This window comes from Capillibacterium thermochitinicola (assembly GCF_013664685.1).
In the GTDB taxonomy this organism is placed as follows: domain Bacteria; phylum Bacillota; class UBA4882; order UBA10575; family UBA10575; genus Capillibacterium; species Capillibacterium thermochitinicola.
This window is the reverse complement of record NZ_JAAKDE010000010.1, coordinates 1-20,710: the sequence shown is the minus strand read 5'-3', so window position 1 is coordinate 20,710 and position 20,710 is coordinate 1. Positions and strand designations below refer to the sequence as shown.

Sequence of the window (20,710 nt, the reverse complement as noted above, 5' to 3'; positions counted from 1 at the left end):
GTCCCCCCGACGGCTCGTTGGCGACAATATTTCCACCACTAAATATAAAAGAAAAGCCCGATTACTCCGGGCGATCGAACTGATGTTGTATAGTTAAACCAATTAATCACTTAGTATTCTCCCGGTATTCGCTGGGAGACATCCCCGTCATCTTTTTAAAGCAATTGCTGAAATAAAAGGAATCCTTATAACCGACGGCATTGGAGATCTCATAAATTTTTAGATCGGTATGTTTCAGCAACTCTTTGGCTTTCTTAATCCGGCGTTCGGTGAGATAATCGATGAAATTCTTCCCGGTCCGTTCCGTAAATAAGAGACTGAGGTAGCTGGGACTAATATTATAACGATTGGCCATGGCGGAAAGGGTAATATCCGCAGCGAAGTTTTCATCCAGATACCGCCGGATCTCCTCAACCAGTTGATGATTGAGGGAAGCGCGTTTTTGCCGGATATGATTATTTATCCGGTTAAAAAAAGAATGCAAAAGCTGCTTCAACTCCTCCAAACTTCCGATCTGATTCAAGTCAACCAGAGTAGTGTCATTGGCACCAAATATTTCCCCGGCGTTATACCCCAGTTCATTTAGGGTAGCAAGGGTTAACAGAATTAGATTGCTGGCCACCATCTTTGATAATTCCGGATTTAGTTTGGCCAGACGGACCTCCTCAATGATCCTGTTCAAATCCTCTTCGATCGCTGATTCCGCTCCGATTTTTATATTGTCGAAAATCGGGTGGCGGTGCAGCCCATTGAGGATTTTATGGTAGGATTGATTATCCGGATTAAGATCGTTAATAAAGAAAACCTGATTCATTCCGTATAAATAACGATATTGCAACGCGGTACATGCCTCCCGGTAGGAAACGGCCAGGTCCGCCAGATCCCGGTATTGACGGCCCAATCCGCAGGCGACCGGAAGTTTTAAGGCCAAATGTACCTGGGAGACAATCTCCTCCAGGCGCAGCGGTAAATTGTGATCCGGGTCCATGAAGATTAAGACGACCTGGTTACGATGGTGGTTGACGACAAAAGTGCGGTAGGCGTTGGCATTGGCCAACCGTTGGGCCTGTTGGTGAAGGTGCAAGCTGAGGAGATACTTTTCTTCTTCATTTAATTCCGCCAAATGGGTCTCCGGAAGCTCAATCACCGCCACTTGAAAGTCACGGTTATTAATCCCGCTGATCCCCAAAAAATCCAACTGGGCGTCAATATTGGCGACCGCATTCCCGTTCAGCAAATCCAACAAGAGTTTTTCAACCAAAGCGGTCTTATTTTTTTTTTTAACTGGTCCCGGAGGTCATTCATCTCCGACCGCTCCGCTTCTTCCTTTTCAAGCTCCTCCTTGAAACGGAGGGCCACTTCCAGCAGTCTTTTACTGGCGAAGGGTTTAAGCAGATAATCGGAGACGTTTAGTTTGATCGATTCCTGCGCATATTCAAACTCGGCAAAGCCGGAGATCACAATGATCTTCATCTGGTAGCCGCGGCGTTTGATCTCTTTAATCAGTTCAATCCCGTTCATCTTCGGCATCTGGACATCAGTCACCATAATCTTCACGGGATGCTTCTCGATGAGCGCGAGCGCCTCCAGTCCGTTGGCCGCTCCCAAAACCGGTGCAAAGCCGTAATCGGCCCACGCCACGTTGTTCATTAGTTTCTTGCGAATCGCTTCTTCATCCTCGACCAGCAATAGTCCGAACAACTTCTCCACCCCTTTACATAACAACCGGCAGTTTGATCGTCACCGTCACTCCCCCGCCCGGGGTCGCGCTCAACTCTACACCGTACTCCGGTCCAAAAGCCAGTCTAATCCGTTCATTGACATTACTAATCCCGAAATACCGTTGTTCGGTCCCGCTCTCCCGCAAGCAGCGGTTAATATCCTCCATTTTTGCCGGGTCCATACCGACCCCGTTATCAATCACTTGGAAGCAGACCGTCTTCGCATCTTCCATGAAAAACCCTTTGATCGTGATCAGGCCGCCCGCGGTTTCCAACTCCCTTACCCCATGGTAGATTGCGTTTTCCACAATCGGCTGGAGGATGAGTTTGATGGTTTTCTTATTCAATAATTGCTCCTGGACTTCGATCACATAGTTATATTTGTCACCATGGCGGATCTTTTGAATATAGAGGTAATTGCGGACATGCTCGACCTCTTCGCGGATGGTGATTAACTCCTGGCCATGGCTGAGACTGGTCCGGAAAAAGGCGCCCAGCGCCTCCACTGTGTTGATCACATCTTCATTTTTATTCGTTTCCAAGAGGCCAATGATGAGATCGAGCGTATTATAGATGAAATGCGGTTTAATCTGTTCTTGCAGCGCCCGCATTTCGGTCCGGCGCATTTTCTCCTGTTCCTGGACACTCTGATTCATCAACTGGCGAATCCGGGCCAACATCTGGTTGAATGTCTCGCTCAGTTCGCCGATCTCATCCATGGTGTGGATCACTGCGTTCGTATTTAAGTCCTCCGAAGCCTGTCTCATTGATTGCTGCAATTCTTTCAAGGGATTGGTCAGCAAATGGGCAAAATAGACCGCCATTAAGGTCAAGACCAGAATCGTGCTGACAATGATCGTTAGCGCAAGCCCGGTAATCTTTTGCATCTCCGTCGCCAGTTCGAACCGGTTGGAGAGACCGATAATTTTCCAGTTGGCCGGAGCAAAAGTCTTAACCCGGATCAGTTGATTGCCCGGTCCCATTTTGGTCGTAAAGTCCTGTTGCCAATCGGTAAGCGACGATTCTCCCAGCAAAGCACCGATCATTTTCCCGATTAACTCCGGATTCGGGTGGTAAATGATCCGGTTGTCTTCATCAACCAACATGATGTAACCGGTCTTACCAAGCCTGATATTCCCGCAAATCCGGTCCAATAATTCCACATCTACATCGATGCTCATCATGCCCAAAAAATTATCATAGTCACCATGAATCGCCTTCCCGACGGAAAAGACGGGACCTCCCAACCAGTCCGGGTGCGGCCCCCAAATGGCGATGCTGTTTTCCTTGGATGTCCGGTTCGCCAAGGTCTGAAACAATTTGTTCTGCGACAAATCGGTATGGGTCACGCCGTAACAACCAATCGTTACCCCGCCAATCGTCGTGATGGAGACATCCCTTAATTCGGTTTTATAATTCCGGATGTTATTCAGATTTTCCCAAAGCCGGAAGGTAAACTTGCGGTTGCCTTCAACGTCACCCGCAAGGCTTAATTTAATAAACTGCAGGTTATAATAGTCGTTCCGCAGTTCCAAAATCCGTTCCAGATCGCTCAGGTAAATCTCCAGGTTACGGTCGACCCGGTCAATAACCTCGCTGGTGTACGACTGAATGTTTTGTTGCAGGATATCATGATAAACCCCATAGGAAAAAATGGCCAGGATCACCATCGGGATCGTGCTTAAAGCAACAAACGACAAGATAAACTTCGTCCGTAATGAACGCAGTTTGAAGGTATTGACCAGCCAGTTTTGCAGGCCGGCAAAGACTGATTTCAAAGCTGTCATTTCATTTCCCATGGCTTTTTCTCACTCAGCAATTGATCAAAATTGGATTCATCGGCCAATTCCAAGCCGGTATCGATATATTCCATTGGCACCGGTTTCCCTTGAATCGCGTCCACCAGATATTTAACGGTCAGCACCCCCATCTTCCGGAAGTCTTGACCCACTAAGGCCTGGGCAAATCCTTTTTTCGCGGCTTGCAAGACGGAATAAAAAGTGTCCATCGAGACGGCGATTCCCCCGTTATTACACCATTCCTGATACAAAGGCATCGATTCTGTCGGCCCGAAAAACGCCCAGCCGCCGGCAAAAAAGAACAAATCGGTCTCCGGATGCTCTTTGATATAGGCTTCAACCATCTTGGCCCCGGTGGTGGTATCGTCATCACAAGCCAATAAGGCCACATACTCAAGATCCAGTTTTCCGGCAACCGCTTCCTTGAAGCCCCGGATCCGCTCGTTTAAGTTATGCGCCTCAATCCCGCCCGTCAGGATCGCCGTCCGTAACCGCTTGTCCGCCAGCCCCCGTTCGGTGACGATTTTCACCATCGCCTCGCCGCAAGCCCAGCCGGCCTTATAATTATCGGTGCCGCAATAAAAAAGGCGTTTACTGCCAGGACAATCAGCATCGATCGTCGCGACTTTGATCCCGGCCGCAACCGCCTTATCAATTACTTTCCTTATTTTCTCCGGATCGCTGGTACTGATTGCGATCCCGTCAACTTTCCGCCAAATTAACCCTTCGATGATTTTCACCTGAAGATCCGGATCAACCTTAAACGGCCCCACCCACTCCAAATTGACCCCCAATTCCTTCGCGGTCTGCATCGATGTTTCCATGGAATCGACAAAGACCGGATTATCGAGGGATTTCGGGACAATGGCAATGGTAATCGGCCTGTTTTTCGGATAGAAAGAACCGGAAACAGGCGTATTCTCGGCGGCCGCCACCACATAATCAGGACTTAAAGCAGGAGAATGCATGGCTAAAACCAGACAAAGGAGAAGGAAGGACAGACAAAAGATTCGATCACCTTTCAATCCGCTCACCCCCTTAACCTAATTATACCTTTTTTCTCCATTATTTGAAGAATTATGTGACAAGTAAACTGAATCATCTGTAAGTAAACGCTTTTCAACTTCGAAAAGTGTTTATCTATCTTCGTTCTTTACCGACCCGCTTTGTTAAATATAAAGACAAACAAAGGGCAAGCGCGCCAAAGAATAAACACAAAACCAGGGTGATCACCGTAACCACCCGTCTTTCTTTATATAAAAAGGACGCCGAAACCAAATTCACCAAATACCATCCATTCCTCCCCACCGCTTTATAGGTGACGAAATTTTGCTCCTGGTTGAACGTGGCAATGAAACTTCCCTGTTGCCCCTTACCGGTTTCATCCCCGGCCACATTCGCTCCGTCCGTCGGCAACATCTGGTCAATCAGTTGCGTAGCTTTCTTGCCGATATCCTCTTTAAACGGTGAAGAGATGATTTCACCCCTCCTGTTAATGAGGAGTGAATATTTCTCAATTCCGTTCCAGGAATTATTGAATTCGTGATAAAACGCCAAATTCACCAAGTGATCAATCTTCTCTTCGTCAATCACGATCGCGATAATTCCCAGCCTTGCCCCGGTGGAAATTCTTTTAAAAAGGCGACCTAAAAGCAGATAATTGCTCCGGTTCACTTGCCAAGGGGCCGCCCAAACAATCCCGCCGTCCGCTTCCATAATACTCCGGTAAGCGTGGGTTTCTTTGAATTGCCGGCTGAGATCATGAAAGTCTTGTTGCCAATCTCTAGTGACGACAAGCGGCTCAACCCGGTCGGAAGCGCTCACAAACATGAAACCGTACAAATCGGCGTTGTTTTTCATATATTCATTGAAACAAGCCTTTACGGTTTCCGCCGCCGCCCGCGCTTTATCCCCGTGGTCGTAATACTTCTCCAGCGCGGCGAGGAAATCATTATTGACAAACAATTGCAAAGAAATCGCTTCATAAGCGGCCAGTTTCGTTTGGATGTTATTCACTGCTTGCGTCAGTTCCGCCAAAGAATAGCGGGTAACTTTGTCGGTAACCGCTCGTTTAAAATTACCCTGAGAGATTAGATCAACAATCAAGACCGGGGTTAACGTCAGGACAATCAACAAGCAAAACAGGATTTTCCGGACCGAAATCCGCTGTAAAATTGGTTGTTTTCGGGAAGCCTGCTCTTTGGTTGGATTAATCCGGCCGCAATTCATCACCATTCACCTGTATAAAATCGTTTAGTTTCTGATCCGCACCCCGAAGTTCTTTCCGTCAACCTTGGTTCCCGGCCTCTTTCTCTTCCGGCAACCGGTGCGGTTTCAGCCAAGGAGGGAGCGTAAGGCGGAATTTCCGCCCGCTCCGTAACGACATCACGATGCTTTGCAGGACAATGAAGAGATACAGCAAGAGCCCGCTGACGATCGCTTGCAGGTTCGATTGGACTCCCGCCGCCCGGATCAGCTCATTGATGGTCAGCAGGGTCAGCGTCCCGATTGGCGCGCCCAGCAAGTTCCCCACGCCGCCGTTGAGCAGAATGCCGCCCATCACATTCGCAGCAATTGCTTTGATTTCGAACAATGCCCCGTTGCCGATATTACCGGCGCCGGTGGTCATCAGGAAGACAAATCCCCCGATCCCGGCGGTCAATCCGCAGATCACATAGGAAAGGAAGAGCGTTTTCTTGACGTTGATCCCGAGCATCCGGGCGCTCTGAATATTGCCGCCAACCGCATAGACATTGCGTCCGAAACGCGACCACTTCATGAGGACGGCGTAGAGAATCACCAGGACCAGGACAACGAAGACGCCCGGTTTGATTTCACACGGGATGAAAACACCCAGCCTGTTTACGGTCCCGAGCCAAGGAATCTCGATGGTGAAATTCCGCAGGGCGACAAAAGCCGGCTTGGTGACGTTGAGCGGATCTTTGTGCAGGGTCGTGAGCAACCCCTGTGCCAAGAACATCCCGGCCAGCGTAATGATAAAGGGCTGGATTTCAAGATAGGCAATGAGATAGCCATGCATGAGCCCAAAAGCGAGCCCGATCCCCAAGGCGAGCAGCAAGGCTCCCCAAACGTCCCCCGCCCCCGATTGCAACAGCATCGCACAGGCCATGGTGACCAGGCCGCAGACCGCGCCGACGGAAATATCGATCCCCCCGGCAATCATGACGATGCACATCCCAAGGGTAACGATAAAAAGGGCCGCGTTAAAGTTGAATAAGTCAAAGAAGGTTTGAAACTGCAGGAAACTGCCTGGAAAACTGATCAGGGCAAACCCGTACATCAGGAGAAAGATAATCCCGGCAATGATGAAAAGCAGGGTCGAATTCGACATTCTTACCTTCGGTTTGGTTGTGCGCAGCGCTTCCATCTTACTCCTCCTTCTTCCCGGCCGCTCTGTCCGCCATCGAAAACACTGTTTTGTTGAGACCAACGGACTTGCGCATGGAAAAGCCGGTAACGAACGTTTTCACCTTGTCCCAGACCTTCCTGGCAAACGCCCTCACCACCGGCGAGGCAATAACCATAAGGATGATGATGAAGACTGCCTTGAAGGCCTTAATCGCCTCGGGGTTTACTTCCAGCCGGAGCAGTGTCCTGTTGAGAATCTCGATCGTATAGGCGCCGATAATCGATCCGGTAATGCTGAACTTCCCGCCGCCCAGCGAATTTCCGCCTAAAGCAACGGCGAGGATCGCGTCCATCATGATGAACTTGAGGAGATTGACACTGTCGTGCCGCCCCGCCTTGTTCACCGCAATGAAACCGGCGACCGCCGAACAGACACCCATGATCAAAAAGGTCAGGAAGATGATCTTCTTCGGGTCAATTCCGTTCAAGCGGGCCGCGTTGGGGTTAATCCCCACCGCCTCCACATAGAGCCGGAGATTGGTGGTCTTGAGGACCAGGACCACGATGGCGATGAAGACGGCGGTCAGGATGATCGGCGTCTGGATGGGCACACCCGGGATGACGGTGCCGATCCGGTTCGAGATCTCGTTCGCCAGGATCGGCGAGACTTTCCCGTCAATAATAAAGGCGATCGACCGGCCGCCCAAAAAGAGAATGAGGGTGGCCACCATCGGCTGGACCCCGAAGAAGGAGACCAGGGTGCCGTTGAAGGCGCCGATGAGGAGTCCGGCCACGCAGCTGATGAGGAAACCGACCAGGATCGTCCATAAAGTGACCGCACTGCCGGCGCGCAAGACGTACTGGACGAAGATGGCGGAAGCAATCGCGCCAATCTCCCCGATGCTGATGTCCTGTCCGCGGGAGGCCGCCGTCACCAGGGTCATCCCGATCGCCAGAATCACCAACTCCGCCGCGCCGAAAAGGATATTCGGGATGTTCCCGTAAAAGGCCCCGTTGACCATGGTAATCTTAAAGTAATCAGCACCTTTGACCAGATTAATCAGAATTAAGATCACCAGGACAGAGAGGGGAAGGAAGAGGTGGGACAAGCGATCAAAGTGTGCTTTTAACTTTGGCATCTTATTTACCTCCCTGCGCAATCATCTGCATCACATCTTGTTCCGTCAGATTCATCCCACTGAGTTCGCCGATGATCTCCCGGTCCTTCATCACAATCATTCGCGAACAGACGCGCAGCATTTCGTCAATTTCGGACGAGATGAAGGTCAGGCTCATTCCCTCTTCCGCCAGTTTGAGCACAAGTTTTTGGATCTCCACTTTGGTCCCGACATCGATACCCCGCGTCGGTTCATCGAGGATCAGGTACATCGGGTGGGTGAGCAGCCAACGGGCCAGAATTACCTTCTGCTGGTTACCGCCGGAAAGCGATTTGATTGGCGTGTTCAGGGAGGGAGTTTTAATCTCCAGTTTCTCGACAAACTGGTTGGCAAACTCCTCCGCCTGTTTCCGCGAGAGCGGCTTGAAAAAGCCCTTCATCACTTGCAAGGCGAGGATAATATTGTCCCGCACGGAAAGCTCGTCAATGATCCCCTCGCTCTTCCGATCCTCCGGCAGGTAGCCGATGCCCTGCTTCATCGCATCCAGAGGCGTTTTGATCTTTACGCGATTGCCATTGATTTTGACTTCCCCGCCGGTCACCCTGTCGGCGGCAAAGATCGCGCGTACACTTTCACTCCGCCCCGAACCGAGCAGCCCGGCAAACCCGTTTACCTCGCCTTTTTGGATCGCAAAATTGAAGGGCTTGACCCCGGCGGCGCTCGCCAGGTCCTTCGCCTCGAAGACCGGCACATTGTTCTCCGCCTTCGGTGGCGCGTGTTTTTTGATTGTCTCGACGTCACTCAGCGCCTTCCCCATCATCTTTGAGATCAGTTCGATTTGGGGAAGCGCCGTGGTTTCGTATTCACCGATTAACTCGCCGTTGCGGAGCACCGTAATCCGGTCGCTGATCTCATAGACCTGATCGATAAAGTGGGTAATGAAGATAATTCCGACCCCCCGCGCCTTCAGCTCACGCATGAGGGCGAAGAGTTTCTGCACTTCGTCTTCGTCCAGCGACGACGTCGGCTCGTCCAGGATAAGAATCTTGCAGTCCATATCGACGGCGCGGGCAATCGCGATCATTTGCTGGACAGCAATTGAGCAACTGGCAAGTTCTTGGGTCGGGCTCGCTGGGATCCCGAGGGATTTGAGCATCTCTGCCGCCTTGGCGTTCATCTGTTTCCACTTAACGAAATTGCCCCGGCTGCGGCCGATAAACATATTCTCGGCCACGGTTAAATTGGGGCACAGCGCAATCTCCTGGAAAACCGTCCCGATCCCCATGTTCTGCGCATCTTGCGGCGATTTAAACTGAACCGGCCTGCCCTCGATCAGAATCTGGCCGGCATCTTTTTCGTAAACACCGGTGATAATCTTGATCAGGGTGGACTTGCCCGCTCCGTTCTCGCCCATCAGGGCGTGGATCTCACCCCGGCGGAGGGTGAAATCGACATTATTGAGAGCTCTGACCCCGGGAAAGGATTTGCTGATCCCCTCCATTTTGAGTAGAATATCTGACCGCAAGCAAAGACCTCCTTTACCGGTCGCGCATAAATTAACGGCAGTGCGGTGGCCCGGAAAAATCCGGGCACCGCACTGCCTTACCTGCAGGAAATACTACCGGGTGATTACACCCTTGCCCGGATCGGGATTGATCCCGTATTTTTCGATGTGTTCATCGGTGATCGTGTTGGTGTCGAGGATGATTTCCTGCTGATAGACGATTCCCTTGGGGATATTGCCACTCTTGATCCATTGATCGATCTGGCTGGCCTGCCGCGGATTGCACTGGACATCGGCATCCCAGTAACCGGCCTGGACGTTCCGGAGGGCAAAACGGTTAAAGTCAAACCCGATGATCTTGACCTTGCCGTTCTTCCCATGGCTGATCCCGGCCGCTTCGAGCGCCTGGACGGCCCCTTGCGCCATACCGTCGTTCTGTGCATAGATGACATTGAAATCTTTCCCGGCGGCAATCGCGGCTTCAACCACTTTCCGGGCTTCCTCGAGGCTCCAGGTGTCTCCGCCGGTCCCATCGGCCACGATCTCCAGTTTGCCTTCCTGGGCCGCTTTGAGGACCGGGGCGCTCCGCCCGATCTCCGCAGCGCTCCCCAGTTGACCACGGATCAGGACCAGTTTGATCGGTTTCGGCACATTCTTCAACACCCAGTCGGTGGCCAGCTGACCCTCATAATGCATATCGGAAACAAGGGCGGCCTCATAGTTCGAAGGATCCGTATCAATGAGCCGGTCAAAGAGAATAACCTTGACACCCGCTCTTTTGGCCGACTGCAGGACATCGTCCCACCCGGTGGCGTTGGCGGCCGAGATCAGGAGGTAGTCCACCCCGTCACGGATGTACCCTCTCGCCGCGGCGATCTGCTCGCTGTTGTCGGCGGTGTTGGTCTGTTTCGCGTCATAGCCGTTTTCCCGTGAGAAGACCTTGTTCATGTCTTCCACGTTGGCCTGACGGTAGCCGGATTCTTCCGGTGGCAGATTGACAATCCCGACTTTAATCAGTTTTTGTGTAGCGGCAAATGTCAACCCGCACGCAGTCGATAAAACCACAATAGCCACCAACAGTAACAATCCCATTTTTGTTAACCTTTTCATCCTTAAACCTCCTCTTTCTTTTTAGACCGAAACAAGGTAACCCATTGAATCAATGTTTCAAAAGTTACCTTTCATGTTTCGTTGATCTGGCCCGTGTATACCCCCTTTTTCTCTCCTTTTTTAAACTGCCTTTGCCATCCCACTGGTTGCCTCTAAGTATTAATCTGTTATTAATATAGAAAATGGACCCTTCAAATAGAATAGAGTTTTTTTGATTATGCTATAATAATTTTGGCCTCTCCAATATCCAAGCCGCTCAGCTCTTCTTCAGCTTATTTAAAACCAAAAAATCACAAAAAAATAATGATTAGTATTCTGACTTTGAAGACCAACGCACACAAAAATCCGGCCGGGTCATCCCGGCCGGATTTCGTGTTTTTTATATTATCCCATTTCGTTCTAAACCCATTTTGATAGAGCCAAAATTGTTGCTTCCATGTACACAGGCATTTCCCAGTGGGTGCCAAAGGGCGAGATACCACCCACCGGGTATAAATTCCCTCAAAACGAATAACTTAACCCCACGGCGATTGAAGTTGATTCCAGTTTGCTCTCCCTTAGATAAAATTCGCAATTTAAATCTAAATCAATATTCCCGGGGAGCGTATTTTGGTAACTTGGCATGACCAAATACTTATCCCCACCTAAACTAGCGATGGCAGTTAAGGAGAATACAGAGAAATCATCGATCGGGTAGGCGAGGGTGCCGGTTAAAAGATTAGTTCTTTCCTTCCCGCTTCCCATCATAATCAACGGACCGAGCAGTTGCGCCAGATTACCACCGTCAAGACCTAAATATTCCAACTGCATGGTCAGCTTACGATAATAGTCTACATTATAGCTGTAATCGACACCCAATAGATAGCTATTGCTCTGCGCCGGCTCCCCGCCAAAATAACGGCCGTAGGCACCGTACACCCCAATTGGCCCTAGGTCACCCTTAAAAGTAAGGCCGACCCGTTGCCGGGGAAAAGGGGGCAAACCGGGCCATCCTTGCCCATGTCCGCCGGGTCCTGCCGTTTCCGGTTCCTGCACATAATTGATGGTCAGATCGTAACCCTTTACCCCAAACCGGCCTCTGACCCCCCATTTCATCTTTTCCGTCTCCAAATCAAAACCGGTGGGAAAGGAGGCGACCAGCGCCAGGCCGGAATTCCAGTTCAGTGGAAGATAGGCTTCCACCGCATCCGTATATTTACTCTGATTCTCCGTTTCCAAAGCCTCGGCCCCAATAGTGTAGTCGACCGGGTTCAGCATCGACCCGAAGGACCAGGAGACCGGTTGCCGGCCGACCGTCAAATGAAAGCGGGAAAAACGGTGCTTCAAGTAGAGTTTTTTCGTGAAATAGGTAGCCTCTTCACCGGCCAGCAAACCCTGGAAGGGTGCTCCAACCCGGAAGGCGTAACTAAGCTCCGTCTTCCCCACCGGGGGCAGATAAAGCTCCAGATCCAAATGATCGTTTAGTTCATCGCTAAAGTCCCCGTTTTCAACCCAGGTTCCACTGTAAGCAAACTTAACCCTACCCCCGGCCTCAACCGCCCAGACCGGGGTCGCCGCCAGGATTCCGCATAGGACAAGAAACAAAACTACTGCAAACTTACGCACCGGAGAAACCTCCCTCTCGTCGCTGGTCGCTCGTCACTCGTATTAAAGCAAGCCGCTGACAATCCCTACCGCAAATTCTCCAGGGTAAAGGTCCCCGCCGGGATCTGCGGGTTGAACTCAATCGCCTTGATGATAAATTCGGTCCTGGTATCACGCCGCAGTTTGTCCTCCATCACCGACTCCACCGGATACCAGCGGCCGGCAATCTCCGCGACCTTCGTGACCGTCATCACTTTCAGCAGGCGCCCGCTCCGCGCGTATAACTCCTCTTTAAGCCCGACAAACCGCTCTTTGTCCACCCAGGATTTTCGCCGGTAGTAGGAGACCTCTTTCCCTTCCACCGCCGTACCCTCCAAGACATAACAAGGACGCCCGTCGACCACTTCTTCACCGATCAATTCAAAGTTATATAAGTCAGTCAGCTTATCCGATTCCATCACATCCTGGTAGGAAAAATCACTGCCCATGATCCCTTGGTTCAACATGTGCCCGGAGATCTTGACCAGATCTTCCGCCTCCGGGAAGAACATCCACAACTCATCACCGCGTTTTAAGAACTTGGTCCCCCGGTCTCCCGGATTGGTAAAAACAACCAAACCATTATCGCCCTGGGCATAAGAGGTCATGGTTTTGACAAGCCGCCGGTTCCGGTTGATGATGATCATCTCCGCTTCGACCTGCGCGGTCTCAAAATGTTCGTTAGCATCCCGCCGTTTGATGATCTCTTCCGCGGTCAACGCACCCAAAACCGTCGGGGTAAAGATCGAAAGGAGCGCGACACCAACCACCAGATAAATCAGTTTTTTCATCAGCCTTAACTCCCTTCCCATGATAATAAAGTCTTACTGCACTTCCCGCATGGCTTCCGTAGGCTGGAGACGGGCCGCCCGCCGGGCCGGGAACAGGCAAGCAATGGTGACCACGATCACGCCCAGCACAAAGGCGAAGACGGTGTTCCCGACCGAGGCCACCGGATAGAACATGGTATCAAAGAGCACCTCCGCCTCCATCCCGGATAAAGCCTCCCCGTAATCAAAACCGACCTTCCCCAAATAGGCCGTCAGCAGATGGCCAAGGACCGCCCCCACCAGACTGCCGGCGATCCCCATGAATGCGCCTTCAATCACAAAAAGTTGCAGAATGTTCTTTCCTTCCAACCCCAGGGCGGTCATCATCCCGATCTCTTTCGTCCGTTCCCTGATGATCATAATCATGGTGTTGATCACCACAATACAAGAGAGCAGAACCAGGATGAGATAGATATAGTTAAAGATGATCTCCGAGAGATCCATCAAAGGAATCAAATCACTGGTCTCCCGGTAACTCAAGGCCAGATAGCGGTCGGCTTCCCCCGCCTCGGCCAGGAAGGTTTTCACCGCCGGCAGGACCTGAGGAACCAGTTTGGGATCCTTCGTCACCAGCAAAAGCTCGGTCGCTTGGTCTTCCATCTCCAAAAGTCTTTGTGCCTGGTCCAGGGGCAAATAAAAGACCATCTCGTTGAGGAGCTTTAACCCGCTTTCAAGCCGGCCGACAATCTCGAACGTAATCCCTTTGAGGGAGCCGAAAGCCGTATTGAAGACAATGGTTACCTTATCCCCCACCCGCCGGCCGATCTTATTCAGGAGAGCGGTTCCCATCACCACAGCCTGCTCCCCGGGGCGTACCATCCGTCCCTCGACCAGTTTGTCTTCAAGATCGGTAAAAGCCAGTTCTTGAGCGGGGTTGACCCCCCAGCCGCTCATACTGACCAATTGATCACCGGTACTGACCAGCGCACCGAATTTCAGCCGGGGGATCACCATCTCCACCTGATCGAGAGCCGCCAGTGCCCCGCACATCTCCGACACCCCCCGGCCGGCCAGGCCGTCCACCGGGTAACTTAAGGTCAGGAGGCGTTCCCGTTTTTGGTAGTCCCGGTCAATGATCTTGATATGACCGGAATTGTAATAAATGTGATCGGCAAAGACTTTGTCGACCATCCCCACAATAAGACCGCGGGCAAAAACAACAATCATCACCCCGAACGCAATCGCGGCAATCGAAACCAGGGTCCGCAGTTTGCTCCGGAACATATTCTTAAAGGCAATTTTCACCAGATAGCCCACGACCACACCCCCTTACCGATGATAAATCGTCTTAACCGGATCCTTATCCGCCGCCCAGTAGGCCGGTAAGATACTGGCCAGAAGCGAAGTCAGCACCACGAAAAGGAAGACCCGGACAAAAGCGGCCGGATTCCATACCCCGTATATTTTCCCGATAATCGGCATGCCAAAGGTCGTAATGTCCAAGCCGACCATGCCGCCAAAGTCCACACCATACTTGGCAAGTAGCCCGACACCGGTCATACCCATCATAATGCCTGCTACTCCACCAAGGATCCCGATCCCGGTTGATTCCAAAACAAAAGTAAAGACCACTTCTTTGTTCTGGAGCCCCAACGCCTTCATCATCCCAATCTCGCCCATCCGTTCCAAAGCAGCCAAAATAACCGTGTTTATGATGGCAATCGCGCCGATCAACAAAATAATCGCGAAGATCACCCGTTTCTCCAGTTCAGCCGCCCCGATAAAGGTGACGGCCTCCAGCTCCTGCCAAGGGTAGACGGCCAGACGACCATCGATCTTTTTTATGCGGCCGGCCAGTTCGGCGGCGCGCTTTGGCGCCGTCTCCTTATTCTCCAGACGGATCATCACCTTGCTGACCCCACCGCCAACATTGAGTCTTTGTGCCACCAGCGGTAAAGGGAGATAAATGATGTTCTGATTGACGTTGGGGTTGCTGGTGTGCACCAGACCGGCAATCTCGGCTTCGATTGTATTGAAGTGTCCCGCTTTGTCTTTGACCAGTAAAGTTATGTAATCCCCTACGGTCAGCTCCATCAGGTCGGCCAGTCTTTTCCCCATAACCGCCTTGGCTTCGTCCAGGGCAAACATGGAACCCTCGACAAATTGCTTCTCCAGGGCAAAAACACCGCGCATTGCTTCCGGATCAATCCCTTTGGCAAGCACCGGCAGTTCATCCAGGCCATTACTAAGCCGGGCGAAGAAATGCAACTCTGGTGCGGCTGCTACAAAACCTTCCACCCCTTGAATTTCACGGTCCAACTCATCATCTAACATAAGGAGGTGTTCCAGGGGCAGCTCCTTTTCTTCCTTTTCGGCCTGCCAGTAGGCGTCGGTGACCACTTGCAGATGGCCGGCTTCGTAATCAAGGATGGTGGCGTAGGACATCTCACTCATTCCGCCGATTAATGAATCATACAAAATATACGTTAAAACGGCAAACGCAATAATGATCGAGGTAATAACCGTCCGGTTCCGGTGCCGGGTCAGATTCTTAAAGGCCAGCCTAGTTAAGAACAGCATCCTGCTCCCTCCTTTGGTCCTTCGCAATCAACCCGTCCCGGATCTCAATTAAACGGCGGGCGTAAGCCATCACCAGCGGATCATGGGTGGAAAAGATAAAGGTCGTCCCCAGTTCCCGGTTCATCTTGGCCATCACGGCCAGCACTTCCTCGCTGGTTTTTGAGTCCAGGTTGGCCGAGGGTTCGTCGGCCAGGACCAGTTTGGGTTCTTTAACCAAAGCCCGGGCAATCGCCACCCGCTGTTTCTGTCCGCCCGACAACTCATTGGGTTTCCGGTTCTCCAAACCCTCCAGTCCCACCGCCCTCAGGATACCCAGCACCCGGTCGCGGATCTCCCGCTTGTCGTATTTATTGACCAACCGGATGGCAAACTCCACATTTTCGTAGGCGGTCAAGACCGGAATCAGGTTATAACTTTGGAAGATGAAGCCGATATGATGACGGCGAATCATGGCCAGTTCTTTTTTGTCCAGCTCCGCCAAGCTTTGACCGTCAAACAAAATTGTCCCGGCGGTTGGGGTGTCCAGACAACCCACCAAATTCAAGAGCGTGGTCTTCCCGGAACCGGAGGGCCCAAAGATCGTCGTGAATTCCCCTTTCTCCACCGTGAGATCGACCCCCCTGAGCGCCGGGACCTCAATCTTCCCCTGGTCGTAAACTTTTTTCAACCCCTTGAGTTCCAATAAAGCCATCGTGCCTACCTCCTTGTTTATATTACTCGCCACTCGTCACTTCTTCCGCAGTCCGTTCTCGATGAAATAAAGCATCTGGTCGATAATCTTCATGTCATCCAGATCAAACTTCCCGTCTTCCATAATAAAATCAGTCAAGGAGTAAAGCATTCCCGTCAGCATCTTCCCCATGATCTTTGGGTTGATCGCCGGGTCAATCGCCCCTTGCACCTGTCCGTATTCCAGCAGTTGCTGGAAAAATTCGGCGCTCTGGTCTTCATATTCACCGAAGATCTCCCGGTAGAGTTCTTTGTCGTTCGCCAGCATCAGCCCGATCGGGAGTAAACGCGGGTTTTCTTTCGCAAAGCGGAACCCACTTAAATAAACCTCCCGTAAGAGCTGGAAAAAATCATATTTGTCCTTGTTTTTTACCATGTCACTGTTGATATACGATAATTTCTTCTCCACTAGCAATCCCATCAGGTATTTATAGAGATCCTTTTTATCCTCAAAATATTGGTAAAAACTGCCGACGGCAATCCCCGCCTGTTCCGCGATGACCGTCACCCGCGCCTGGTGAAAAGGATGGGTGGCAAACTCGTCGATGGCCGCTTCAATGATCCGTTCCTGCTTCTCTTTTGGTAGGTTGAAAAAAGTATCCTTCGGCATCGAATCCTCCCTTTCGTCCGCCAATCAACAATTATGTATGATCGTCGTTCCGCCAAATTCAGGGTCAATGACAATCTGATTTTATTTATGAATGTGAGTTCACATTCATATGAACCTACATTCATATTGTACCCCATAAAGCCAGCAGGGGCAAGCATAATCGTAAAAGAGCGGAAAAATCATTCTCCATGCGCAACCAAGCACGAATGGAAGGCGGGGTACTAGACGTTTTGCTAAACAGAATGTTACTTTCTTTTTGCGGCCGGCATGATAGAATAGATATTAGCAGTAAGCAAGTGATTTTTTAAAAGAAATCAACAATATGCAAGCAATCTTTTAAATAATTGTCCAAAGAAGCACCGGCAGATCGGAGATCGGCCGAAGAACACACAAGGAGTAGGAAAGATGAACAACTATGTAGTCGTTAACCAAGTTCTCATCCTCTTTTTAATCATAGGCATCGGTTTCATCACCCGGAAAAAGGACGTGCTGTCCCCGGAAGCAACCAGGGAACTAACCCGTCTGTTGCTGAATGTCACCTGCCCGTTAACCATCTTCACCTCCTTTCAATTGGAGTACTCCCGCACGGTCCTTCTCGGGGCCGGTCAAGTTTTTGCCTTTGCTGCCGGGGTCCATCTCTTTGCCCTCCTCCTTGGCCTGGTCATCTTCAACCGCCAGCCGGAAGCGGTCAAGCGCGTCCTCCGTTTTACCACCATCTTCTCCAACTGCGGTTTTATGGGCTTTCCCCTCCTGCAAAGTGTTTACGGCAAAAGCGGCGTTTTTTACGGTTCCTTTTATGTAATGGTCTTCAATCTTTTCGTTTGGACCGTCGGCATTCGCATCTTCAGTGGCAAGCCGGATCAGTCTTCATGGAAGAATGTTATGACCAACCCCAATCTCATCGCGGTCGTCCTCGGCCTGCTCTCTTTTCTCCTTCCGGTCAAGCTTCCGGGACCGGTCTACGCCGCCATGGAAATGGTCGGCTCAATGACCACCCCCCTGTCCATGCTCCTGGTTGGCGCGACCTTGACCGAGGTCAGACCGGGCGAACTGTTCTCCGGTTGGGCCGTCTATTACGGTTCCTTTATCCGCCTGCTGCTCATGCCGTTTCTGGCGCTTGCCGCCACCCGCCTGTTGAACTTTCCCCCGCTTTTACAAGGGATCTGTGTTCTGATCACCGCCACCCCGGCCGCCGCCTTAACCACCCCTATTGCGGCCAGATACGATGGGGATACCCGTTTATCCGCCCGCCTGGTCCTCCTCTCCACGGTTTTATCCGTGATCACCCTCCCGCTCTTTGCCTTTCTGTTAAATAAATAATCCGTATCCGTGGCGAATAATTTAATCGATTAAATTACCGCCGGAGAAACAAGATGCCAAACATTAAAGAGCGTTTGAAACCGGTGGATGTCTCCATGACTACGGTATCCGGGTTTTTTTGGAATTTCCTTCTTTGAGATCAATATTCAGAGCATTTTTTTTACTTTAGATGCGTAAAGCCTGCTGCCGACTAACCGGGTAAATTAAAACCAGGCATTAATTTTAGCAGGAAAAGGAGGGGAAAGAGGTGAGGCAGGAAAAACGGGAGGAGAAGAGAAGAGGGAAAAAAAAGATGGGGGAATCAGGTTATCGCTTGCCCGTAATACGCCCCGGCGCCATGCTTGCGGCGATAATGTTTGTCGAGAAGTTCCTGGCTGATAGCCAAAGCATTTCCATCCAGCGCTTTGGTAAGGAAAGCAATCTTCGCGATCTCTTCCAAAACCACGCTATTGTGGACCGCGGCCGCCGGATCCTTCCCCCATGTAAAGGGACCGTGGTTGGCAACCAGTACTCCGGGAAAATCCAGATAGTTAAGGCCGGCAAACCGCTCGACAATCACTTTCCCGGTGTTCAATTCGTATTCATCCTTAATCTCCGCCGGCATCAGCGGTCGGGTACAGGGCACTTCGCCGTAAAAATAATCGGCATGGGTCGTCCCCAGGCAGGGAATCCCCTTTTGGGCTTGCGCCCACGCAGTGGCCCAGGGCGAATGGGTGTGGACCACGCCCCCAATTTCCGGGAAGTTCTGGTAAAGGTACAGGTGGGTCGGTGTATCGGACGAGGGTTTCAGGTTCCCCTCCACCACTTTCCCGTAGAGGTCCACCACCACCATATGCTCAACCCGTAAATCTTCATACGGCACGCCGCTGGGTTTGATGACGACCAGCCCCTTTTCCCGGTCGATCCCGCTGACATTGCCCCAAGTGTAAATGATCAGATTCCGGTTTTTCAATTCAAGATTAGCGGCCAGCACTTTTTCTTTTAATGCGGCAAGCATAAAAATACCTCCTGCGCTGCTCAAAAACGCCCGTCGCTTTCCCCAAACCGGCCTGGCGCCAGAACCTTGGCCAGGCCGGAGAATAAATTCCGGCGGTCGCGGCGGAATCACTGACCGCGTCCGGACTCCGCCGCTCCCTCAGAGGCCATGGTCTTCATGTAAAATGTTCAACCGCGGCCTTTTCAATATTGAGACCGTCCTTATACCGCCGGAAAAACAGATTAAAACCTTCGATCTCTTCCGCCTGGGGCGCTATGATGCTTACTTTTTCGTTGGCAAATACTCTTTGGTCAAGATAGTCCTCAAGGGTCTCGTCTTTTGTTTTATTTTTCATATAGGCTGCCAAAAGGGCAATGCCCCAGGCACCGCCTTCCCCGGCGGACTCCATCACCGCAACCGGCACGTTTAGGGCACCGGCCATTAACCGCTGGGCGACACCCTTTGTCTTGAAGAGACCGCCATGTCCCAAAAGCTTATCTAAACCTACTTGCTCGTCCCGGGTCAAGATATCCATGCCGATCCTTAAAGTGCCCATTGCTGAAAAGAGCAGGGTGCGCATAAAGTTGCCCAAGGTAAAATTGCTGTTCTGGGTACGGACAAACAAAGGACGTCCTTCGGTAAACCCGGTGATATGTTCACCGGAGACATAGTTATAGGCCAGGAGGTTGCCGCCGTCCGGGTCCGCCGATAACGCCTTGTTATACAACATAGAATAAAGTTCATCTTTAGCCGGTTTGCGCCCCATGTTTTCCAAAAGCTCCGCAAAGATTGCTACCCAGTCGTCAAGATCGGAAGAGCAGTTGTTGCAATGCACCATGGCCACCGGCTTACCGGTCGGCGTGGTTACTAGGTCAATTTCCGGATGGACCTTTGATAATTCTTTTTCCAACACGATCATGGCAAAGATGGATGTCCCCGCCGAAACATTACCGGTGCGTGGGGCGACACTGTTGGTGGCCACCATCCCGGTACCGGCGTCACCTTCCGGCGGACACAGGGGAATTCCCGGTTGCAGGGTGCCGGTCGGGTCAAGCAGTTTTGCCCCCTTTACACTCAAGTAACCGGCATGATCCCCCGCCACCAGCACTTCGGGCAGAATATTCTCCAGTTTCCAACTGTAGTTGTAACCGGCAATCAGCTGTTCAAATTGGCGGATCATCCGGGGGTTGTAATCATTTAAACTGCTGTCGATAGGGAACATCCCGGAAGCATCCCCCACCCCCAGCACTTTTTCCCCGGTCAGCTGCCAGTGCACATAACCGGCCAGCGTCGTCATGAAGGCAATGTCTTTGACATGCTCTTCACCGTTGAGAATCGCCTGATAAAGATGGGCGATACTCCAGCGTTGGGGGATGTTGAAGTTGAATTCTTTCCTTAAAAGCTCAGCCGCTTGACCGGTGATGGTATTGCGCCAGGTACGAAAAGGAACCAACAGTTGATCGTTTTTGTCAAAAACAAGA

18 protein-coding genes are annotated in these 20,710 nt (G+C 51.3%); 1 reads left to right on the top strand and 17 read right to left on the bottom strand.

What is annotated here, in order from left to right; genetic code table 11:
- Nucleotides 1-106 precede the first annotated feature (106 nt).
- From G5B42_RS05225 to G5B42_RS05155, 15 genes are all read right to left on the bottom strand, one after another.
- A complete protein-coding gene (locus G5B42_RS05225) occupies nt 107-1,261 on the bottom strand; it encodes a helix-turn-helix domain-containing protein (protein ID WP_231133258.1) in 1,155 nt (384 codons plus the stop codon).
- A complete protein-coding gene (locus G5B42_RS05220; protein WP_231133257.1) occupies nt 1,231-1,725 on the bottom strand; it encodes a response regulator in 495 nt (164 codons plus the stop codon). Before G5B42_RS05220 ends, G5B42_RS05225 begins: the two co-directional genes overlap by 31 nt.
- Nucleotides 1,715-3,508 (bottom strand): cache domain-containing sensor histidine kinase, encoded by a 1,794-nt coding sequence (locus tag G5B42_RS05215; protein WP_231133256.1) that lies wholly within the window; start codon nt 3,506-3,508, stop codon nt 1,715-1,717. Before G5B42_RS05215 ends, G5B42_RS05220 begins: the two co-directional genes overlap by 11 nt.
- Nucleotides 3,505-4,545 (bottom strand): substrate-binding domain-containing protein, encoded by a 1,041-nt coding sequence (locus G5B42_RS05210; protein ID WP_181339399.1) that lies wholly within the window; start codon nt 4,543-4,545, stop codon nt 3,505-3,507. Before G5B42_RS05210 ends, G5B42_RS05215 begins: the two co-directional genes overlap by 4 nt.
- Before the next feature lie 115 nt (nt 4,546-4,660).
- Entirely contained in the window at nt 4,661-5,755 is a 1,095-nt protein-coding gene (locus G5B42_RS05205; protein ID WP_231133255.1) for a cache domain-containing protein, read from the bottom strand.
- Nucleotides 5,756-5,807: 52 nt separating this feature from the next.
- Complete coding sequence (locus tag G5B42_RS05200) at nt 5,808-6,908, bottom strand: ABC transporter permease (RefSeq protein WP_181339397.1); 1,101 nt, start codon at nt 6,906-6,908, stop codon at nt 5,808-5,810.
- A gap of 1 nt (nt 6,909) precedes the next feature.
- Entirely contained in the window at nt 6,910-8,028 is a 1,119-nt protein-coding gene (locus G5B42_RS05195; RefSeq protein WP_181339396.1) for an ABC transporter permease, read from the bottom strand.
- A gap of 1 nt (nt 8,029) precedes the next feature.
- Nucleotides 8,030-9,508, bottom strand: a complete 1,479-nt coding sequence (locus G5B42_RS05190; protein WP_407926903.1) for a sugar ABC transporter ATP-binding protein — start codon at nt 9,506-9,508, stop codon at nt 8,030-8,032.
- Nucleotides 9,509-9,625: 117 nt separating this feature from the next.
- The gene (locus G5B42_RS05185) at nt 9,626-10,621 is read right to left on the bottom strand and encodes a substrate-binding domain-containing protein (RefSeq protein ID WP_181339394.1); all 996 of its coding nucleotides are present in this window, start codon (nt 10,619-10,621) and stop codon (nt 9,626-9,628) included.
- Nucleotides 10,622-11,122: 501 nt separating this feature from the next.
- On the bottom strand, nt 11,123-12,226 hold the full coding sequence (locus G5B42_RS05180) for a hypothetical protein (protein WP_181339393.1): 1,104 nt from the start codon (nt 12,224-12,226) through the stop codon (nt 11,123-11,125).
- 65 nt (nt 12,227-12,291) lie between these two features.
- Nucleotides 12,292-13,035 carry an outer membrane lipoprotein-sorting protein gene (locus G5B42_RS05175; protein ID WP_181339392.1) on the bottom strand — a complete coding sequence of 248 codons (744 nt, stop codon included), beginning with the start codon at nt 13,033-13,035 and terminating at the stop codon, nt 12,292-12,294.
- Nucleotides 13,036-13,068: 33 nt separating this feature from the next.
- Complete coding sequence (locus G5B42_RS05170) at nt 13,069-14,331, bottom strand: ABC transporter permease (RefSeq protein WP_181339391.1); 1,263 nt, start codon at nt 14,329-14,331, stop codon at nt 13,069-13,071.
- A gap of 12 nt (nt 14,332-14,343) precedes the next feature.
- On the bottom strand, nt 14,344-15,594 hold the full coding sequence (locus tag G5B42_RS05165; RefSeq protein ID WP_231133254.1) for an ABC transporter permease: 1,251 nt from the start codon (nt 15,592-15,594) through the stop codon (nt 14,344-14,346).
- Nucleotides 15,578-16,285 carry an ABC transporter ATP-binding protein gene (locus tag G5B42_RS05160; protein ID WP_181339390.1) on the bottom strand — a complete coding sequence of 236 codons (708 nt, stop codon included), beginning with the start codon at nt 16,283-16,285 and terminating at the stop codon, nt 15,578-15,580. The genes G5B42_RS05165 and G5B42_RS05160 overlap by 17 nt, the downstream gene beginning before the upstream one ends.
- A 36-nt stretch (nt 16,286-16,321) precedes the next feature.
- Nucleotides 16,322-16,933 carry a TetR/AcrR family transcriptional regulator gene (locus G5B42_RS05155; RefSeq protein WP_181339389.1) on the bottom strand — a complete coding sequence of 204 codons (612 nt, stop codon included), beginning with the start codon at nt 16,931-16,933 and terminating at the stop codon, nt 16,322-16,324.
- A 405-nt stretch (nt 16,934-17,338) separates the two neighbouring features.
- Between G5B42_RS05155 and G5B42_RS05150 the strand changes: the two genes are divergently transcribed.
- Nucleotides 17,339-18,253 (top strand): AEC family transporter, encoded by a 915-nt coding sequence (locus tag G5B42_RS05150; RefSeq protein WP_181339388.1) that lies wholly within the window; start codon nt 17,339-17,341, stop codon nt 18,251-18,253.
- A gap of 301 nt (nt 18,254-18,554) precedes the next feature.
- Here G5B42_RS05150 and G5B42_RS05145 read toward each other — a convergent pair whose 3' ends face one another.
- Together G5B42_RS05145 and G5B42_RS05140 are read right to left on the bottom strand one after the other, a co-directional pair.
- Nucleotides 18,555-19,250: an L-ribulose-5-phosphate 4-epimerase gene (locus G5B42_RS05145; RefSeq protein ID WP_181339387.1), complete on the bottom strand. Its 696-nt coding sequence runs from the start codon at nt 19,248-19,250 to the stop codon at nt 18,555-18,557.
- A 154-nt stretch (nt 19,251-19,404) separates the two neighbouring features.
- Nucleotides 19,405-20,710: xylulokinase (locus tag G5B42_RS05140; RefSeq protein WP_181339386.1), on the bottom strand; the 1,306-nt coding region annotated here is incomplete at its 5' end.

Bases quoted from the DNA above. Each gene is read 5' to 3' on its own strand.
- G5B42_RS05215 (WP_231133256.1), bottom strand. From the start codon at position 3,508: ATGACAGCTTTGAAATCAGTCTTTGCCGGCCTGCAAAACTGGCTGGTC.
- G5B42_RS05205 (WP_231133255.1), bottom strand. From the start codon at position 5,755: ATGGTGATGAATTGCGGCCGGATTAATCCAACCAAAGAGCAGGCTTCC.
- G5B42_RS05200 (WP_181339397.1), bottom strand. From the start codon at position 6,908: ATGGAAGCGCTGCGCACAACCAAACCGAAGGTAAGAATGTCGAATTCG.
- G5B42_RS05195 (WP_181339396.1), bottom strand. From the start codon at position 8,028: ATGCCAAAGTTAAAAGCACACTTTGATCGCTTGTCCCACCTCTTCCTT.
- G5B42_RS05190 (WP_407926903.1), bottom strand. From the start codon at position 9,508: ATGGAGGGGATCAGCAAATCCTTTCCCGGGGTCAGAGCTCTCAATAAT.
- G5B42_RS05185 (WP_181339394.1), bottom strand. From the start codon at position 10,621: ATGAAAAGGTTAACAAAAATGGGATTGTTACTGTTGGTGGCTATTGTG.
- G5B42_RS05175 (WP_181339392.1), bottom strand. From the start codon at position 13,035: ATGAAAAAACTGATTTATCTGGTGGTTGGTGTCGCGCTCCTTTCGATC.
- G5B42_RS05165 (WP_231133254.1), bottom strand. From the start codon at position 15,594: ATGCTGTTCTTAACTAGGCTGGCCTTTAAGAATCTGACCCGGCACCGG.
- G5B42_RS05160 (WP_181339390.1), bottom strand. From the start codon at position 16,285: ATGGCTTTATTGGAACTCAAGGGGTTGAAAAAAGTTTACGACCAGGGG.
- G5B42_RS05155 (WP_181339389.1), bottom strand. From the start codon at position 16,933: ATGCCGAAGGATACTTTTTTCAACCTACCAAAAGAGAAGCAGGAACGG.
- G5B42_RS05150 (WP_181339388.1), top strand. From the start codon at position 17,339: ATGAACAACTATGTAGTCGTTAACCAAGTTCTCATCCTCTTTTTAATC.
- G5B42_RS05145 (WP_181339387.1), bottom strand. From the start codon at position 19,250: ATGCTTGCCGCATTAAAAGAAAAAGTGCTGGCCGCTAATCTTGAATTG.